The 17,120-nt window shown below is 62.6% G+C and carries 13 protein-coding genes and 1 pseudogene; 7 read left to right on the forward strand and 7 right to left on the reverse strand.

Going from position 1 to position 17,120, the window contains the following annotated elements:
* The first annotated feature begins 357 nt into the window (after nucleotides 1-357).
* Nucleotides 358-999 (forward strand): DUF998 domain-containing protein, encoded by a 642-nt coding sequence (locus ABEA12_RS14885; RefSeq protein ID WP_210099508.1) that lies wholly within the window; start codon nucleotides 358-360, stop codon nucleotides 997-999.
* Between the two features lie 330 nt (nucleotides 1,000-1,329).
* On the opposite strand, the gene ABEA12_RS14890 is transcribed toward ABEA12_RS14885, so the two are convergent.
* Nucleotides 1,330-2,565, reverse strand: coding sequence for an MFS transporter (locus ABEA12_RS14890; RefSeq protein WP_210099509.1), 1,236 nt, complete (start codon nucleotides 2,563-2,565; stop codon nucleotides 1,330-1,332).
* 152 nt (nucleotides 2,566-2,717) lie between these two features.
* On the opposite strand from ABEA12_RS14890, the gene ABEA12_RS14895 reads away from it, so the two are divergent.
* Complete coding sequence (locus ABEA12_RS14895) at nucleotides 2,718-4,088, forward strand: plasmid pRiA4b ORF-3 family protein (protein WP_210099510.1); 1,371 nt, start codon at nucleotides 2,718-2,720, stop codon at nucleotides 4,086-4,088.
* Here the strand turns inward: ABEA12_RS14895 and ABEA12_RS14900 are convergent.
* Nucleotides 4,085-4,954 (reverse strand): hypothetical protein, encoded by an 870-nt coding sequence (locus ABEA12_RS14900; RefSeq protein WP_210099511.1) that lies wholly within the window; start codon nucleotides 4,952-4,954, stop codon nucleotides 4,085-4,087. The two genes, ABEA12_RS14895 and ABEA12_RS14900, sit on opposite strands and share 4 nt — an antisense overlap.
* Nucleotides 4,955-5,865: 911 nt before the next feature.
* Here ABEA12_RS14900 and ABEA12_RS14905 point away from each other — a divergent pair.
* The gene (locus tag ABEA12_RS14905; protein ID WP_210099512.1) at nucleotides 5,866-6,843 is read left to right on the forward strand and encodes an ABC transporter substrate-binding protein; all 978 of its coding nucleotides are present in this window, start codon (nucleotides 5,866-5,868) and stop codon (nucleotides 6,841-6,843) included.
* An 82-nt stretch (nucleotides 6,844-6,925) separates the two neighbouring features.
* Here ABEA12_RS14905 and ABEA12_RS14910 read toward each other — a convergent pair whose 3' ends face one another.
* Nucleotides 6,926-7,486: a Dps family protein gene (locus tag ABEA12_RS14910; RefSeq protein WP_210099513.1), complete on the reverse strand. Its 561-nt coding sequence runs from the start codon at nucleotides 7,484-7,486 to the stop codon at nucleotides 6,926-6,928.
* A 527-nt stretch (nucleotides 7,487-8,013) separates the two neighbouring features.
* Here ABEA12_RS14910 and ABEA12_RS14915 point away from each other — a divergent pair.
* Together ABEA12_RS14915 and ABEA12_RS14920 are read left to right on the forward strand one after the other, a co-directional pair.
* Complete coding sequence (locus ABEA12_RS14915) at nucleotides 8,014-10,530, forward strand: excinuclease ABC subunit UvrA (RefSeq protein ID WP_210099514.1); 2,517 nt, start codon at nucleotides 8,014-8,016, stop codon at nucleotides 10,528-10,530.
* Nucleotides 10,531-10,590: 60 nt separating this feature from the next.
* Nucleotides 10,591-11,733 (forward strand): hypothetical protein, encoded by a 1,143-nt coding sequence (locus tag ABEA12_RS14920; protein ID WP_210099515.1) that lies wholly within the window; start codon nucleotides 10,591-10,593, stop codon nucleotides 11,731-11,733.
* A gap of 15 nt (nucleotides 11,734-11,748) precedes the next feature.
* On the opposite strand, the gene ABEA12_RS14925 is transcribed toward ABEA12_RS14920, so the two are convergent.
* The 4 genes from ABEA12_RS14925 to ABEA12_RS14940 form a co-directional block, all read right to left on the reverse strand.
* On the reverse strand, nucleotides 11,749-12,726 hold the full coding sequence (locus tag ABEA12_RS14925) for a zinc-binding dehydrogenase (protein ID WP_210099516.1): 978 nt from the start codon (nucleotides 12,724-12,726) through the stop codon (nucleotides 11,749-11,751).
* A gap of 77 nt (nucleotides 12,727-12,803) precedes the next feature.
* Nucleotides 12,804-13,211: a DoxX family protein gene (locus ABEA12_RS14930; protein WP_345468781.1), complete on the reverse strand. Its 408-nt coding sequence runs from the start codon at nucleotides 13,209-13,211 to the stop codon at nucleotides 12,804-12,806.
* Nucleotides 13,212-13,251: 40 nt separating this feature from the next.
* Nucleotides 13,252-13,674, reverse strand: a complete 423-nt coding sequence (locus ABEA12_RS14935; protein WP_210099517.1) for an organic hydroperoxide resistance protein — start codon at nucleotides 13,672-13,674, stop codon at nucleotides 13,252-13,254.
* Nucleotides 13,671-14,165: a MarR family winged helix-turn-helix transcriptional regulator gene (locus tag ABEA12_RS14940; RefSeq protein ID WP_345468784.1), complete on the reverse strand. Its 495-nt coding sequence runs from the start codon at nucleotides 14,163-14,165 to the stop codon at nucleotides 13,671-13,673. The genes ABEA12_RS14935 and ABEA12_RS14940 overlap by 4 nt, the downstream gene beginning before the upstream one ends.
* Before the next feature lie 578 nt (nucleotides 14,166-14,743).
* Between ABEA12_RS14940 and ABEA12_RS14945 the strand changes: the two genes are divergently transcribed.
* Both ABEA12_RS14945 and ABEA12_RS14950 read left to right on the forward strand, forming a co-directional pair.
* Nucleotides 14,744-15,784: an NAD(P)-dependent alcohol dehydrogenase gene (locus tag ABEA12_RS14945; RefSeq protein ID WP_210099518.1), complete on the forward strand. Its 1,041-nt coding sequence runs from the start codon at nucleotides 14,744-14,746 to the stop codon at nucleotides 15,782-15,784.
* 765 nt (nucleotides 15,785-16,549) lie between these two features.
* Nucleotides 16,550-17,120 (forward strand): annotated as a pseudogene (locus ABEA12_RS14950) (HNH endonuclease); the annotation flags it as partial.

Raw genomic sequence — 17,120 nt, forward strand, 5'->3', positions numbered from 1 at the left:
GATTGTGCACCTCTGGGCCCGGCAAGGAAACCGTGTATTTCCATAGTGGGTCCGGAGAGTTAAAAAATTGAGCACCGGCTGGAAGATTCGGGGGAGAAACCTTGGATCCAACCGGTGCTCGCATCACTCGCACCTTCATGAGGTACTTATGACTCTAAGCTGCCAACCTATGGATTTGATGTGCCGAGCCATGATGCCGGGTGTGAATAGGTGGCGTTGGCACATACGAAGAATCCGTTCATGAAGACCTGAAGCCAAAGAGCAGCAGCCGGACCAATCGGCGCAAAGAACGCTCTGTGCGTTGAAACGGGCCGTTGGCGTACGGGCGAAAGAGCGCTGCTGTGGAAGGCTGGAAGGATGAGCCCGCCGACACCGCAGAGAGCCCGACGGCGATTTGCCACCTCGGCTATGGCCGGCGTCGCCGTTTATATTCTCGTTGACGTTGTGCTCCAGTTGCTTCCGCCGCATTACAGCGTGTTCAGCGATGCCGAAAGCAACCTTGCCGTTGGCCCGTTCGGGTGGATCATGAACCTGAATTTTCTTGGTCGGGCCGTCACCACCTTGTGCGCGATCGCCGCCATAAACCGGGTGGCTCCGGTTTCCCGCTTACGGGATACCGGTGTGGTTCTTATGTTCCTTGGGGGACTGTGCTCAGCGGTCCTGGCCTTTTTCCCGGCCGACGTGGATACCGGGTCCACTGGGACCGCGACGGTGATTGGCACCGTGCATCTCTGCGTGGCCGCTTTAGGATTCCTTGCTGCGTTGGCCGGCATCATCGTGCTGACCCGCTGGATACGCCTCGGCCCGGAACTGGCCAAGGCCTTTCCCGGGGCACTCGCGTTTGCGGCGATTGCCGCCTTCGGGCTCGCGTCCCTGGGAATGACCACCCTGATGTGGCCGTCACTGCTGGGGCTGGCCGAGCGGATTTGCCTCGCTGGGATCCTTGGCTGGGTGATGGTGGTGTGTGCGGACATCAGGCGGTTGAACCCGCGGGGATAGCAGGGCCCTTCGGTGAAGGGCAACCGGACGATACGTCAATTTGGGAGGCTTTCCCCTGCAGCCTGACCACGAATGTTCGAGCTGTCTCTCGAGCACGATCCAAGAAGCCCGACCAGATGGTGATCCCCGGATCTGCGCCCCGTTCTTCGAAGACTTCCGGACTTTTGATTTAGACCGGCAACTTAAAAGCTTGAGCACCGGCTGGAAGACTGGCTTCCAACCGGTGCTCTCATCACTCGCACCTTCAAGAGGTAGTACTAACTCTAAATGCCGTTCCTGAGTTTTCGATGTGCACGCACCTTGTGTTTCATGTGACCCTGCGGGGACAACCTAGGGGTGTGAAAACGCCATGCTGTCGCGTCTGCCAACCAGAACCGCGGACAGGACGATGCCCACGGCCGCGAAGGTGCAGGTCATCCACCACGTGGAGGACCAGCCTCCCGTGGTCATGGCCAACCATGCAACGACCATCGGGCCGGTGAAGTTTCCGATGTTGAATATTTGCTGCATCAATCCCATGGCCGCCGGTGCCGAGCCGCCCTTCGGAGCCAGGTCCACGGCCATCCGGGTCATCGTTGCCGGGATCATGGCACCGATAAGTGAGAACGTGCCGACGCAAGCGACCTGCCAACCCAAACCGCCGGGAACACCGGAGAAGTCAACGGCGAAGGTGAGGAAGCTGGTTACTGCCATGGCGATGAAGGAAATGAACAGCAGCATCCTGGGCGGAGCCCCGCGTTGCAGCAAGATGCCGGTAGTGATCGCACCGACCCCGTTGAGCCCGCCAACGATGGCCGAAAGGATGCCCGGCTGGGTTCCGCCCATGCCGCTTTGCTCGTAGATCGTGGGAAGGAAGCCCACCACTGCCATCCACTGGATCGTGTAGCAGCCAAAGACCACACCGGCGATCCAGACCCTGGGCGACCGGGCGGTGATCCCGATCCGTCCCGCGGCGGCCTTGGCACCTTGGGAACCGTGGGGGACATCCGCCGGGATGATGCGCAGCACCAAGGGGATGGGAACAAGGGTGACGACGGCCATGACCCACCACCACATCTGCCACGTGCCGACCTGCAGGAAATACGCGCTGCCGAGCAAGCCCACAAACGTTGCCGTTCCCTGATAGGCGCTCCAGCAGCCAACGGCCATGTTCACCCGGTTAAACGGCGCGTGGCGACGGATCAGGCCCGGGCTCACCACGGTGGCCACGATGAACCCCACGCCCTCGATGGCACGTGAGGCCAACAGCGTGTTGGCCCCGATCGACATTGCGCCCAGCGCGGAGCCCGCACTGAGGAACAGCAGTCCCACCAACAGCGTCCGGCGCTCGCCGATGACCTCGGCCAACAGCGACACGGCAAGGCCACCGAGCATTCCGGCGACCTGGACGATCCCCAGCAATACCCCGGCGGCCAGCAGACTCAGGCCGAGGTCTTCCTGGATCAACGGCAGGGCTGCGGGCAGTTTCCAGATGTGGAGGGCTGCGGTGATGCCGGCGATCACCACCACGATCCAGGCGGCGTTGCCGCCGGCAAGGTGCGGGGTACTCGATTGGGTCGTGGTCACGGGTCGGGTCCTTCGTTTCTCAGCTGATCGGATTCTGCCATGCCGTGCCCGGGAAGTTGAAGATGTGACGGACGCACGGGCCAAAATCCGGGCCAGGGCGCATCCGTGCACCCGGGATGCGCGATACCTATCGGGTGCGCCAGACTGGAGGCATGAGGAATTTGCATACCCAACACATGCTGCATATCCAGCTCCATGGTTCCGATCCCGCGATCTGGCGGCGCATCGAGGTTGACGGGTCCATGACCCTGGCACGTTTCCACCACGTCCTGCGGGCCGCCCTGGGCTGGACGGACTCGCACCTGCACCTCTACATGGACCGCAACCCCTTCCTCATCAACAGCGTCGAGGAACATGCCAGGACCGTCACCTGGCTGATGGCCAACAGTATCGAGGAAGGCCTTGAGGGAGAGGACGAGACCGGAACGACGCTGAGCAAGGCGTTGGCCCGCGCCGGCGGAACGCTCTGGTACGAATACGATCTCGGCGACAGCTGGATGCACCTGATCACGCAGGAATCCTCCAGGGCACGGAACCCCGCCGAACCCGAAGCCCAGGTCCTTGATGGCGCGATGCGCGTGCCGGTGGAGGACTGTGGTGGGCTGGGTGGATGGTACCGCTTGCTGGAAATGCGCCAGGCCGAAACCCTGGAGCCCGAGCAGCAGGAAATGCTTCAGTGGTTCACCTCCGGCATCGGCCACTTCACTCCGGTGGATCCCGAGGCTTTCGACGTCGGCGAGGCCAACATGCTCATTGGTTTGGCGCTGGAGGGGATCCCGCCCACCGGAACCGTCGTGGGTACCTGGCTCTCGGGTCTTCCCATCTACCTGCGGCCCCCGTTCGCCTCGGCGCTGTACAAGGTGGGCGTGGACGTCTTTGCCCCGCCGGGCCCACCGGTGATGCCCGAGGAAGCACCGGCGGCCATGGCCTCGATCCGCTGGTGGATCAACGCTTGCACCGGCGAGGGCCTGGCACTGACCGCCGCGGGATATCTCTCCCCGGCGGTGCTGCAAACGGTGATCGGCGGGATCGGCTGGGAGAACGAATGGGTCGTGGAGTTCGGAGGCAAGACGGAGGTCAATGTGCGCAGCGTCCTGCGGTTCCGCCGCGCCCTGATGGACCTTGGCCTGCTCAAGGCCCAGGGCAGGAAGCTGGTTGCCACGCCGGCGGGCGTGCGTGTGGCCAAGGACCCCGCCAAGCTGTGGGCGCACCTGGTCAAGCGCGCGCACCCTTCGATGAGGGACGAGGCGGTCTACGACGCGACGATGCTGGGGCTGATCGCCACCGCCGGATCCACGGAGTCTGACCTGGAAACGGTCCATCGGCACATCCGCCAGGGGATGGAGCTGATCGGCTATGGCTATGCCGACGGCAGCCCGTTGGAGGCTTACCGCTATCATCCGGTGGGCGAGCGCTGGAGCGCGATCTCCAAGGCCTTCAGGATGGCGGTGCTCAAGGATGGCAACACGGCCCGTGCGGTGGACCTTGAGCGGGCCTTTGCGCTGGATATACTGCGTTCCTAGCGGGTGGCGCCGGCACTGCGTTCGGTCTCGAAACTATCCTGCGCAGCGGTGATTGCATGGCTTCCGTTGCCTCCGCACCAGATGGCTTGCCCGTTGTGGGTGGATAGCTGGAATATCGGATAGCTGCTTTGCCTGAACTCGATGCTTGAATCAAGGAGTTGCCCAACCAGGTCGCGGATACCCGGGTCCTTGCTGGTTTCATCCACCTGCCAGACGCCGTGGGTCAGGGACTCCTGGTCTTGGACAACCGGCCAAGCACCAATGATGATGCGGAACTCCTTCGACCCGGTCACCGCAATGACGGCCCGGGGAAACCGCTGGGACACGGTGGGGCGCCGTGTATCGCTGACCGGCCAATACCGAAGCCCACGCGTTGCGATCGCCATACTGTTTGCTGCCCCGGTGGCCGATGGGCTGAACGGGATCCGGCCATCTGCGAGCTCGTCTCCGTTCACGAAAACCACCAGGGCGGAGTCCACTCCGCGTTTCTTCAAAACGGCTGCCAGGCCACCCCAGGAGTGCCGTGTGATTGCTGTGCCGAAAGACGGCAGGATACCCATGGTGTCTTGTGCCTCCACCGGGTCCTTTGACGCCGAAGTCGCTTTTTGCAGGGCGTCATTCGTCGCTTTGAGGTTTTCGCCGTGGCAGTATTCCCAGCTGCGCAGCTCGTGCAGCTGTCCGGGCAGCAGTGCGGAGTCGAGTTTTTGCGCGTATTCGATCCTGTTCGCTTCGGTGGGCGTTGAAAACCAGCGGGTGCCTTGTTCCTCGCGGCCGTTGAGCATTTCGCGGTTTTGAACGGGAAGCGCCGGGATTTCCAGTTGGATCTCATTGATGAGAGCGCTTTCCATCAAGGTCAGATCGCCCATGCAACGCAGGGGGAGCCTGAAGACCTGGATGAGGGGCCAGGTGTCCGCTTCGGACAAAAGCCCATTCAGCTTTTTGTTGCTGGAGGATGAAAGATGCGAGAGGACCCGCAAGTAGCTTCGGGATTGACCGACGTAGATACCTTGCCTCCCGTTCTTGTCGTGAACGAGGTAGCGGTAGCAATAGTAATCACCCATTGTTTAAACATAGGCGAGGGCCGCGCAGGATCCTCGAGTGCGAAATCGTTACCTCGAGTCGATGACAGGCGCGTGAGGTACGCCATGGTGTTGACCTGTTACCTGAATCACCTTTCAGGTTACTGGAATGTAAGGCCACACTCGACATGCGGGACGGTTCCAAGGGCGGGACGCTCCGCAAGGAAAGTCAATTTCGTGAAAGCAACAAAGAAGCTTCTGGCCGCCGCAGTTCTTGCGGCCGGCTTGACGATGAGCGCGTGTGCTCCCACCGCGGACCCCGGAGCCGGGGCAACCTGTGATTCGGGCACCTCCTAGCCGGTGAACATGGATCGTCTATTCAAAGACCGGACCGCTGGCGGCTTAGGGCAACGCGTACTACGAGGGCCTTCAGGCCGGACTCGACTACGCGACCGAGGGCACGGGCAAGATGGGGGAGCCCGAGATGGACATCACCCACCACGATGACGGCGGAGACCCGGACTAGGCCGTCACCCTTGCTAAGGAACTGATCGGCAAGGATTCCAAGATCCTGGCCGGGACGGCATCCTCGGGCATCGCCCTGAAGCTCGTGGAGCAGGCCGAGCAGAACAAGGTCCTTTACATTCCCGGGCCGGCCGCCACCGATGCGGTCACCGGTGCGAACAAGTACTCCTTCCGCTCCGGACGCCAGTCGTTGCAGGACGTGGCAACCGCCGACACGTTAGTTGATGACCCTCATGGGCAAGAAGGTTGCCGTCTTCGCCCAGGACAACGCGTTTGGCCAGGGCAACCTAGCAGCGGTGAAGGCGGTGCTCGGTGCCAAAGGGGCCGAGGTCAGCGACATCCTGGTTCCCGAGGACGTCACCGAATTCACCCCGTTCGCCCGCCAGCTCACCGACAGCAAGCCGGATCTCGTCTTTGCCGCATGGGCCGGGCCGCCTCCGGTGGAATGTGGCAGGCACTGGACCAGCAGGGAGCCTTCGAAAGGCACCGATCGTCACCGGGCTTGGCGACATCGCCACCTACGGGGCTTTGGGGACGCCGGGGAAAAGATCTCCTTTTTGACCCACTACTTCCCGGGTGCCGCCGATAACGAGGTCGAGACCGTCATGGTCAAGCCGATCGAGGACGCAGGCAAGACGGCCGACCTGTTCTCCCCCGACGGTGGATTGCCGCTGCAGGTGCCCGAGGGCCTTGAGGATGACCAGATCATCCAGGCGATACCGGGACCGGCCGCCGAACGGCTGGAGATGGAGATATCCTCCACACAGGAATACCGCAACTTCTGGGCCAGGCATCCGGCCTTCGCGAACGACTGGAGCGAGCTCGTCGAGAACTACGTCGACTATGACCCGCAAGGGACGCCGCCGCACCTGAAGGCCTCAACGAGCTACCGGGCGCTGGCGGAGGACACCGCGGAACTGCACCGCGGATCCTCGCTTCTAATCGCCCTGGACCAGCCGGCGCGTCCGGTGCAATTCCTGCAATCCCCGCCCGGGCTCATGGGAACCGAGCCCGGGCTCTATGACCCGGTCTATGTGGCGGCGTGGCAACAATGGATCCCTGCCCTTGATGTTGCGCTGGTTGAAGGGGCCAACAACTATTTGATCGTGATGGCCGAACATGGCGCCGCCGCGGTGGCGGGATTCGTTTCAACCCTGATGGCCAACGAACCGTTACCGGCGGCCCAGGCCGAAGGGGGCCGGATCTCGTAACGCTAAAACCGCGTCGAAGGGGTGTGGACGCAGAAATGCCCGCCGCGCTGCCGTTGTGGCAGTGCGGCGGGCATCGAGGCGGCTACTTGGCCTTCTTGGCAGCGCCCTTCTCGGTGCGCGCGGCGTCGTTGAGCAGTTCGCCATCGCTGCTTTCCAGGTGCGAACGCATGAACCACTGGAACTGCTCGAGCTCCGCGGTCTGGCCGATCAGGATGTCCTCGGTGACCGGGTCCAGTCCGCCGACGGCTTCGATGGTCTTGCGCATCGATTCGATGATCCCGGAGTAGACCAGGTCAAGTGCCGCTAGGTGCTCGGTGGTGGTGGCGCGATCAATGGCGTAGTCGTCCCAACCACGCTGCTTGACCAGGTCGCCGGGCAGCCCGTTGGGCGAAACGCCCATCGTCGCCATCCGCTCCGCCAAGGTGTCGACCATGGTGCGAACCAGTTCGATCTGCGGGTCGAGCATTTCGTGGACGCCGATGAAGTCGCGTCCCACGACGTTCCAGTGCGCGTGCTTGAGGGTCAGTTGCAGGTCGTTCAGTGCGTGAAGCCGCATCTGTAGGGCGTCTGCGACCTTGTGCCCATCACCCAAGGTGAGCCCGGGAACGGTGTATCCCGCGTGATTTGTCTTTTTTGCTGACATTGATGCCTCCTCGATGTCCGATCGCCGTGGCGTCGGGCGTGGATACCTGTGAAATGTAGCTATATAAGGAACGTATCACGCACTGCGAAGGACGCGCCCGGGAGTTTCGCCAAGGGAAAACACGGCCCGATGCCGCACATCACGGTGTAGCAATCCTCCCGAAACGCCCCCGAAGAGGGACAACGCCCCGAGAACGGGGTTGACGGACCCGGCTAGGCAGCAGGTGTAGTCCACGTGCAACCACATCAGGATCATCAGGTGGGTGCCTTTATCGATCATGAAGATGCCCGAGCCGGAGAAAGAACATGGGTAGCCGCGCCCCTTCCTGTCGCTGCTGCTCGGCGCATCCTGGCGCCACTTCGCAATTCACGAAAGCCTACCTGCCGGGCCCAAGGCCGCTATCAGTTCCGCTGGTGCAGGTGAGAGAGGGAATTGAGTAGGGAACAGTACATCAAGGAGGTTCGCTCTGCGGGAACTGCTGGTCATCCGGGGGCCGGAGAACTGGACAAACGCATAGGCTGGGGAAGATGAGCAACATTGGACAGGACACCCCGAGACTTCCCGCGTCCGGAACCCATGACGGGTTCGTGCATGTGCGTGGAGCCAATGAAAACAACCTCCGGAACGTCGAGGTGCGCGTCCCGCGTGATGCCATCGTCGCGTTCACCGGTGTCTCGGGATCAGGGAAATCGTCCCTGGCCTTCGGCACGATCTTCGCCGAGGCCCAGCGCCGCTTCCTGGAATCGGTGGCGCCCTACGCCCGGCGGCTGATCGCCCAGGGCCATACCCCTGACGTGGAGTTCATCTCCGGACTGCCCCCGGCGGTGGCCCTGCAGCAGCGCCGTGGCACCGCGTCTTCGCGCTCCACCGTCGGCACACTGACCACCCTGTCCAACTCCGTGCGGATGCTCTATTCCCGGGCAGGGGACTACCCTCAGGGGGCCAAGCGGCTTGAGTCGGACTCCTTTTCCCCGAACACCGTGGTGGGCGCCTGTAGCCAATGCCATGGGTTGGGCATCGTGCACACCGTCACCGAGGAATCCTTGGTCCCGGACCCTTCGCTAAGCATCCGCGAGGGAGCCATCGCCGCGTGGCCGGGCGCCTGGCAAGGCAAGAGCCTGCGCGATATCACCACGCAGCTCGGGTACGACGTGGATGTGCCCTTCAAGGAGATGCCCAAGAAGGATCGGGATTGGCTGCTGTTCACGGATGAACACCCGGTTGTCCAGGTGACTCCGGAGCGCGATCGCGTCGCCAAGCCGTACAAGGGACGCTTCTGGAGCGCGAAAAGTTCCGTATTGCACACGGTGACGGAATCAAAGTCCCAGATGATGCGTGCCAAGGCGCTTCAATTCATGCATTCAGGTCCGTGCCCGACGTGCTCGGGAACCGGATTCCGCCCCGAGGCGCTCGATGTCACCGTTGCTGGTCTGAACATCGCGGCGTTCAATGGAACGGCACTGGATTCACTGGCCGAGGTGCTGCGTCCGCTCTCGGTGATTGAACGCGACGGACAGCCGGCCAGCGAGGTGTCCGCCTCGATCGCCGCGGACCTGCTGGAGCGCATCGAAGTGCTCACCGCGCTGGGCCTGGGCTACCTGAGCCTGAAGCGGGGGACCCCGACGCTGTCCCCGGGGGAGATGCAACGTCTGCGCATCGCCACCCAGCTGCGCTCGGGACTCTTCGGCGTGATCTACGTACTTGACGAGCCATCGGCCGGGTTGCACCCCGCCGACGCCCAACCGCTGCTTGTTGTCCTTGAGGCACTGAAAGCAGCAGGAAACTCGGTGTTCGTGGTCGAACACAACATGGATGTGGTGGCCAGCGCCGACTGGGTCGTCGATGTGGGCCCCAGAGCCGGCTCCGGCGGCGGGCAGGTGCTCTATAGCGGTCCGGTTGCCGGGCTTCAAGAGGTTTCCGCCTCGGTGACCCGCAAGTTCCTGGGGCATCCGCACACCATCGAGGGAATCCGGGAACCGCGTGAAGCCACCGGGTGGCTGGAGCTCGATGGGGTTCACCTGCACAACCTGGTGGACCTGGACGCGAAATTCCCGCTCGGTGTATTCAGCGTCGTCACCGGGGTCTCCGGCTCCGGAAAATCCACCCTCGTCAGCCAGGCCCTGGCACAGACTCTGCGCGGGGAGACCTTGGATCAGCCGGCCGCGGGCGCGGATTCCAATGGCCAGGAGACTGACACCGAAACCAACCAGGCGGTGATCGGCGCCGTACGCGGTGCCGGCGGCATCGACCGCGTCGTGGCGATGGACCAAAAGCCGATCGGGCGGACCCCGCGCTCGAACCTGGCGACCTACACCGGGCTCTTCGACGCTGTGCGCAAGGCATTCGCGCAGACCGAGCTGGCCATGGAACGCGGCTACGGCGCGAGTCGCTTCTCTTTCAACGTCGCCGGCGGGCGCTGCGAAAACTGCCTGGGCGAGGGCTACCTGGAAATCGAGCTGCTCTTCCTTCCCGGAAGCTACGGCGTATGCCCGGTATGCCACGGTTCGCGCTACAACCCCGAAACCCTTGAAGTCACCTACGAGGGCAAGAACATTGCGCAGGTGCTGGAATTGAGCGTGGATGAGGCAGCAAAGTTCTTGGTCGGGATCCCGGCTGCGGCACGCTCCTTGATCACGCTGCGCGAGGTGGGCCTGGGCTACCTGGCGCTGGGCCAGCCTGCACCGGAACTCTCCGGTGGCGAGGCTCAACGCATCAAGCTGGCCACGGAGTTGCAGCGTGCCCGGCGCGGACACACGCTTTACCTGCTCGACGAGCCGACCACCGGGCTGCACCCGGCCGATGTGCAATTGCTGCTGGGACAACTGAACCGGTTGGTGGATGCCTCTAACACGGTGATCGTGGTGGAACACCATATGGACGTGGTGGCCGCCGCGGACTGGGTCATCGACCTGGGTCCGGCAGGAGGCGACGCTGGTGGAAGGATCGTGGCAACCGGAACCCCTGAGCGGATCGCTGCGGACCCGGACTCCCGGACGGCGCCCTATCTGGCCGAAAGGCTGGGTTTGGAACCGCTGGTGACCTGACAAGCACGGGTTCGCGCGCAGAGGCAGGCCCAATGTGCACTCAATGGCAGAATCATGGGTGTGAACAGCGAACGAGGACCCGGGCAGCGTGAGCCCTCTGCCGATATGCAGCTTCAAAGCGAAAGCCGGGCCCTCTGGCTCGGGCTTACCTGCACGCTGCTGGGCATCGTGGTGGGGCTCATCGCGTTCTCCAGTTACCGGCCAGGCCTTGCGGGTACCGGTTCGGTGGCCATCTACGCATCGGTTGTTGCTGCGCTTGCGGCAACCGCCGGCAGCGTCCTGGGCTATCTCACTGTCCTTGTCAGGACGCAGGACTGGCTGCTTGCGCTCTCCCGGTACCGGCAGTTCCTCAACGCCTTCGCCCTGATGATCATCCACGCCGCGATCTCAGCGATGGCCGCTCTGATCACCTTCCGCATCTTCCAGGATGCGTTCAGGGGACTGACGGTGGACAGGTATGCGGCAAGCCTGATGGTGGGGGTGTGTGCCGGGATCGCCGGCTACGTCGCGCTGGTCTCGGCCGCCCGGGTGACCGCACAATCCCTGGCGGCCCTGCTGGCGATCTTCATGGCCACCGGGGTTTTCATCAGCATGCTGGCCGCCGAGAACCCCTACTGGTGGCACTCGATGTTTTCCTCGCTCGGGACCAGGGATTCGGGGCTGACCTCGTTCTGGACGTTCAATGTCACCTTGGTGGTCTCTGGGCTGGTGCTCAGCACGCTGACGGCGTTCATCGTGCGCAACGTTGCGCTGCTGGCGGTGATGAACGACAGGTTCGCCGACGTCCTGGGTAAACCGCGGGCCAGGTTCATCAGGCCCCGACCGGGCGTGGTGCGCGCCTGCCTGCTGGGCTTGGGGATCTGCGTGGTGAGCATCGGGCTGGTCCCGGTCAACGTGGCCCCCACGATGCACGCATTCATCGTGCGCTTCGCGGCCGGAATAATCGTGGTGCTGCTGCTGGGCGCAACCTTGTGGCTCCCGGGATTCCCCTGGGTCTTCCACCTATTGTCGTTCTTCTGCTTCCTGGGGCTGGTGGGCGCGGCACTGCTGTGGCAGCCGCTGGAATACTACAACCTCACCGCCTTTGAGCTCGCCGTGGTGGGGATCGTCTTTGGTTGGCTTATCGTCTTCATCCGCACCACGGCCGCCGCACTGGCGGTCAAGACCGAGGAGCTCTCGGACGTGTTGGCTGCCCACCAGTGAGCCGCCGGCGACAAGCTATGGACGCAACATGATCTTGCCGCTGCGCCCCGGTTCGGAGTTCGCTTGGGCCGCAATACCTGCCTCGTGGAACGAGTAGGTCGCTTCCACCGGGAGGGTGAGCGCACCGGAACCAAGGTGCTTGATGAGTTCTCCCATCAGGGCCTCGCGCTTCGGGGCAGCCATCGTGGTGCTCACTTTGCTTCCCCAGAAGCCACGGAGGGTTGCCTGCTTGAAGATGATGTCCGAGGAATTGATCTGCATCACCGGCGATTCCATGGCCCCGAACACCACGAGAGTGCTGTTTTCGGCCAGCAAGGAGAGCAATTCACCGCTTGAGGCCCCGCCCACGGCATCGACGCCGGCAATGATCGGGGCACCGCCAGTGAAATCGTGAACCTGCGTGGTCCATTCCTCGGTGTCGGTCGCGACGATGTTGCCGACTTTCTGGGCGGCGAGTTCAGCGATACCGGCGGACCGGCGCACCAAGCCGATGGCGTTGATGCCGCGTGCCGCAGCCAACTGTGCGACCAGGCGCCCCACGGCGCCGTTGGCGGCATTCTGGACCAACCAGTCGCCCGGATTCAGCTTCAGGGAGTCCAAGAGGCTGATGGCGCTGAAGGGCATGGAAATCAGCTGTGCCGCGACCTCGTCGGAGATGGCGTCCGCGATGGGGACCAAGGCCGAGGCCTGGGCAATGAAATACTCGGCCCAAACTCCGAAGGTGCCTCCGGTGGCCACGCGCTGACCGAGGACAAGTGAATCGACGCCATCTCCAAGTATGTCAATGATGCCAACGGCTTCGGTGCCCGCGCGCGCCGGCATCGTGGGCTTGAACCCGTAGGCGCCGCGGATCGTCAACAAATCGTGGTTGTGGATCGGGGAAAGGAGCATCCGGACGCGTACTTCGCCGGGGCCGGGATCGGGCTGCGGGATCTCGGTGATGCTCAGGACCTCGGTGGGGTCTCCGAATTGGTCATGGGTCAGGGCGCGCATGGTGCTCTCAATCAGCTGTTGGACTGGTGCTTCGTTCGAAGCAAGAGGGAGTCGGGGGCGCCGTGAAGGCGCCGGGGTCAGGTCAAGGCCTTCTTGGCGGTGCGTGTGGACCACAAGGCCCAGGCGACCAGCAGCGGCTGGAACACAAGGCGTGCGGCGCGCTTGGAGTCCGTGTCAAGACCAAAAGCCGGAGTCTTGGTGGCCAGTTGACTGATGTTGCCCGGGAAAACCGCCGTGAAGAAGAGCGCCGTCAGCTGTCCGACCCGCTTCTTGTGCCGGGGCAACGCGAGAAGTGCGCCACCAAGGGCCACCTCGACGGCCCCGGAGGCCAGCACCACGGTGTCCTTGGACAGCGGCACCCAGTCCGGGACCTGTGCGTGGAATTCTTGCCGCTTCGTGGTGAGGTGGCCGATGCCTGCGCTGAGCAGGATCCCTCCCAAGGAAAGCCTGCCAAGGGTTCGGGTGGTGGTGGTCAGGTCATGCAAGATAACTCCCGAGGTAAGTTGTTGGGGCCGGAGCGGAGTATCAGTCGTCGGTGACGTTGATGGTGACTTCGATATTGCCGCGGGTTGCGTTGGAATAGGGGCAGACCTTGTGGGCCGCCTCGGCCAAGGCCTGAGCCTGCTCGTGCGCCATCTCGGGGATAACGACCTCGAGGGTGACCGCGAGGACAAAGCCGCCGTCCCCGTTGGGCAGGACGTGTACCAGGCTGCCGACAGAGGTGTCGGTGAGGGTGGCCTTTTGGCTCCGGGCTACCATCTGCAATGCCGAGTGGAAGCATGCTGCATAGCCGGCGGCGAAAAGTTCTTCGGGGTTGGCGCCGCCCCCGGATCCGCCCATTGCTTTGGGGGTCGCCAGATCGAGGCTTATGGTGCCGGACGTGGTGGTGACATGGCCATTGCGTCCCGCGCCGGTGGAGAGCGCTTCGGCCGTGTACAGGGGGTTCATGGATTTCGTCCTTTTATTGTGTTCTCCGCGTCAGTCGATGCGGTGATGAGATTTTTCGCTACGCCATGCAGCAACATGAGCGCGGATTCCCCGTCCGACGCCGTGAGCTGGGTGGCTTCGGCAACGCATCCAGGGATGTGAGCAAGTTCTTCCCGCAACGCGGCCCCGGAGGCGGTCAGCGAGACAATCACCGTGCGTTCATCGTCAATTGAGCGCTCCCGTGTGAGGAAGCCCCGGGACTCAAGCCGTCGGATCAACGGTGATGTTGTGCCGGAATCCAACTTCAGGTGCTCGGCGACTTCCTTGACGGCCAAGCTATGGTGCGACCACAACAAGACCAGCACCAGATACTGAGGGTAGGTCAATCCCCAAGGCTTCAGCAGTGCGACGTAGTGGCGGTTTGTTGCCCGCGAAGCGGCATAAAGCGCGAAACAGACCATCTGTTCGAGAGGGTCGGGTCCTGGCTCCGGGGAGCTTCGCTCGACGTTCATTCTATAATCCTTGCACACATGTTATTTGTGCACAAGCTAAAATCTCAATGTGCCATCCGGCCTGGGGATTGAAGCTTCATCTGCCGAGCATCCAAGATCCCTACACCCTGAAAACAGGTGCCGTTGCCTCGATGGATTTCACCGCTCACGTCTGTAGCTTGAGGCACGTCAATCGAGTTGTGCCCGGCATGCCCCCAGCCACAAGCCCGGTCTAAGCGTTCCACGTGACTGGCAATGGACGACGGGCTGGAGAATGAGATTGGAATACTGCATGCGCATGGAACGAGAGTCACTCGGGGACGAGGTAGCCGAAGTGCGGCAACACGGTCAGTCCGGTCCTAGCCCGTTGCTGTCTTGAGTGCGATCGCAGTGATCTTGGGGGGGGGCAGACTGGTTTGACCCAGGGCCCGAACCCCCGGAGTGCACGTGCGGGTCGATGACCCGGCAGCGGCCTGGGGTCTGTCCATGCTGGGCCGCAAGCGCCGAATCGACCGACGAAGGAATTCTCAGGGCCAAGGATCCGTTGCACCAATGGTGCCACCGGAATCCATTCAGTGCATGCCCAACAGGAGTAGAGAATGTCTAGAGTTACGGCCTATGCCGCACCGTCCGCCACCGAAGATCTGGTGCCGATCACTATCGAACGTCGGGATGTCGGAGCTAGCGATGTCCTGATCGAAATCAAGTACTCCGGTATTTGCCACTCTGATATCCACACGGTCCGCGGCGACTGGGGCCAAGTGAGCTACCCGTTGGCACCCGGCCACGAGATTGCCGGAATCGTGACCAAGGTCGGCTCTGCAGTCACTCGCCATGCTGTGGGCGACCGGGTAGGCGTGGGCTGCATGGTCAACTCCTGCGGACAGTGCGCCAACTGCCAAGCCGGGGAGGAGCAATACTGCTTGCGCGGGAACACCGGAACCTATGGGGCCATTGATCGCGACGGGACCATGACGCAGGGCGGCTATTCAACCCACATCGTGGTGACCGAAGACTTCGTGCTACGCATCCCCGATGCCCTTGAGCTCGATGTCGCAGCACCTTTGCTGTGTGCCGGAATCACCACATTCTCACCGCTGCGCCGGTGGGGTGCCGGTCCCGGCAAGAACGTTGCCATCGTTGGCTTGGGCGGGCTCGGCCACATGGCGGTGAAGATCGCCTGCGCCATGGGAGCCACGGTGACGGTACTCTCCCAGTCCCTCAAGAAGCAGGAAGACGGCCTGCGCTTAGGTGCGGACCATTACTACGCAACCAGCGATGAAGCCACGTTCTCCGAGCTTGCCGGCAGCTTCGACCTCATCATCAACACCGTCAGCGCGTCCCTCGATATCAACGCCTACCTGCAGCTCCTCGGTCTCGACGGTACGTTGGTCAGTGTCGGTGCTCCCGCCGAGCCCCTGCCGGTGCAGGCATCTTCCCTGATCGGGGCACGGCGGACCTTCGCCGGATCCATGATCGGTGGCATTCGCGAAACGCAGCAGATGCTCGATTTCTGTGCTGAGCGCGGGATCGGCTCCGAGATCGAAGTGATCGCGGCCAGCAAGATCAATGAGGCCTACGAACGGGTGTTGGCCTCCGATGTCCGCTATAGGTTCGTCATTGACGCCAGCACTTTCTAGGCGCGAATAGCGGCGCTTGCCGGTTGCCAGACGAATCTTGCGACTTCGTCTTGCAGCCGGCGCAGACGTATTTTCTTAGCGTGCGGGTACCATTCGACAGCCGGGCTCAACGGGGTTCCGCCATCGAGCTCCGCGGCCGCGATGGCAGGTCGTTCACGGTGCAGCCTGTTGAAGTGGCGTAGATCGTGCACATTTCCGGTGACACGGGAGAGCCTCGATTGCCTTCCGCGGTGTCAACGCTCAAGAAGCTTGCGATGCGCGCGACAGGCCACAGAGAAGCAACTGCACGCGGGAAGAGACTTCTTCCACTGATCTGCCCCTGGCTTGATGCCCAGTGTGCCCCCCCGGATAATCGTCGTCTCGTATCGTTGACCCCGGTCGTTGGCACCGGTTCTTGGCCAAAGCCTCGTTGTGGTGGCGACCCAGGAATGCAGGGAGGCGTTTCGGATGATGGGCATTCCGGGCCACTTGTTTGGGAGATGCGCTCTGTGCGCTGCGATCAGGGGGAACGTCCCGGGCCGAAGAGCGTTCGCCGTTGGCCGCAAGCATCTCCGGGTCCACAGCCATCGCTGATCTGCTGGCGCACGCACCCGAGGCTCGATGTGAAAAGCACGATTGGACTAGACAATGGATTTGGTCCAGCGGCGCTGAACTGAGAGTGACATCTACACACTGGAAGCCACCACACGAAGTATATTCGAATTTAAATTCGAATACTATTGTGGATAACTCCAAAGTGTCGTTCATGTCTACTATAATTGGGGTATGGCAAAGACGTCATCAAGCAGTGCAACTGGCCTCAACACTTCCGGCGTTGATACCCAGGACCTGTCCTACGCGGCTCTTGTGGAGCACGGGGTGGACATGGATTCCATGGTGTCCGAGCACATCGCCCATAGCGGCGTTGCCGGGCTGAGGATCCTCGCCCAAGTCCTGAACTCGTCGGCGGTGCAGCTTGATCCCTACGCAGCCATCGAAACCCTTGGCGCACTTGAGGCGTTGAAATGCTCGGCCAGCGCCAAGCAATCGGACCAAGTGGTCGCCTTCGAGAATGAAGTCTCAAGTGACCGGGTGGCCCGCGGAATCCGTGAGAAGAACCCCACTTGGGGTATTCGTGGCGATGTGGCGCTGGCCTTGCACCTCTCCCCTCGACGCGGTGTCGAATTCGTGAACTACTCCCGGATCCTCATCGAGGACCTACCCCAAACTCTTCAGGGATTGCGCGACGGGATCCTGACCAAGGCGCAGACCCGGGTGATAGTCAGCGGCATCCGCCACCTGCGGACGGAAAACCGCAAGATGATCGATGAGTTGCTCTGGGAGGAACCGCACAAGT

It is taken from the genome of Paeniglutamicibacter antarcticus (genome assembly GCF_039544305.1).
GTDB classification, from domain to species: Bacteria; Actinomycetota; Actinomycetes; order Actinomycetales; family Micrococcaceae; genus Paeniglutamicibacter; species Paeniglutamicibacter antarcticus_C.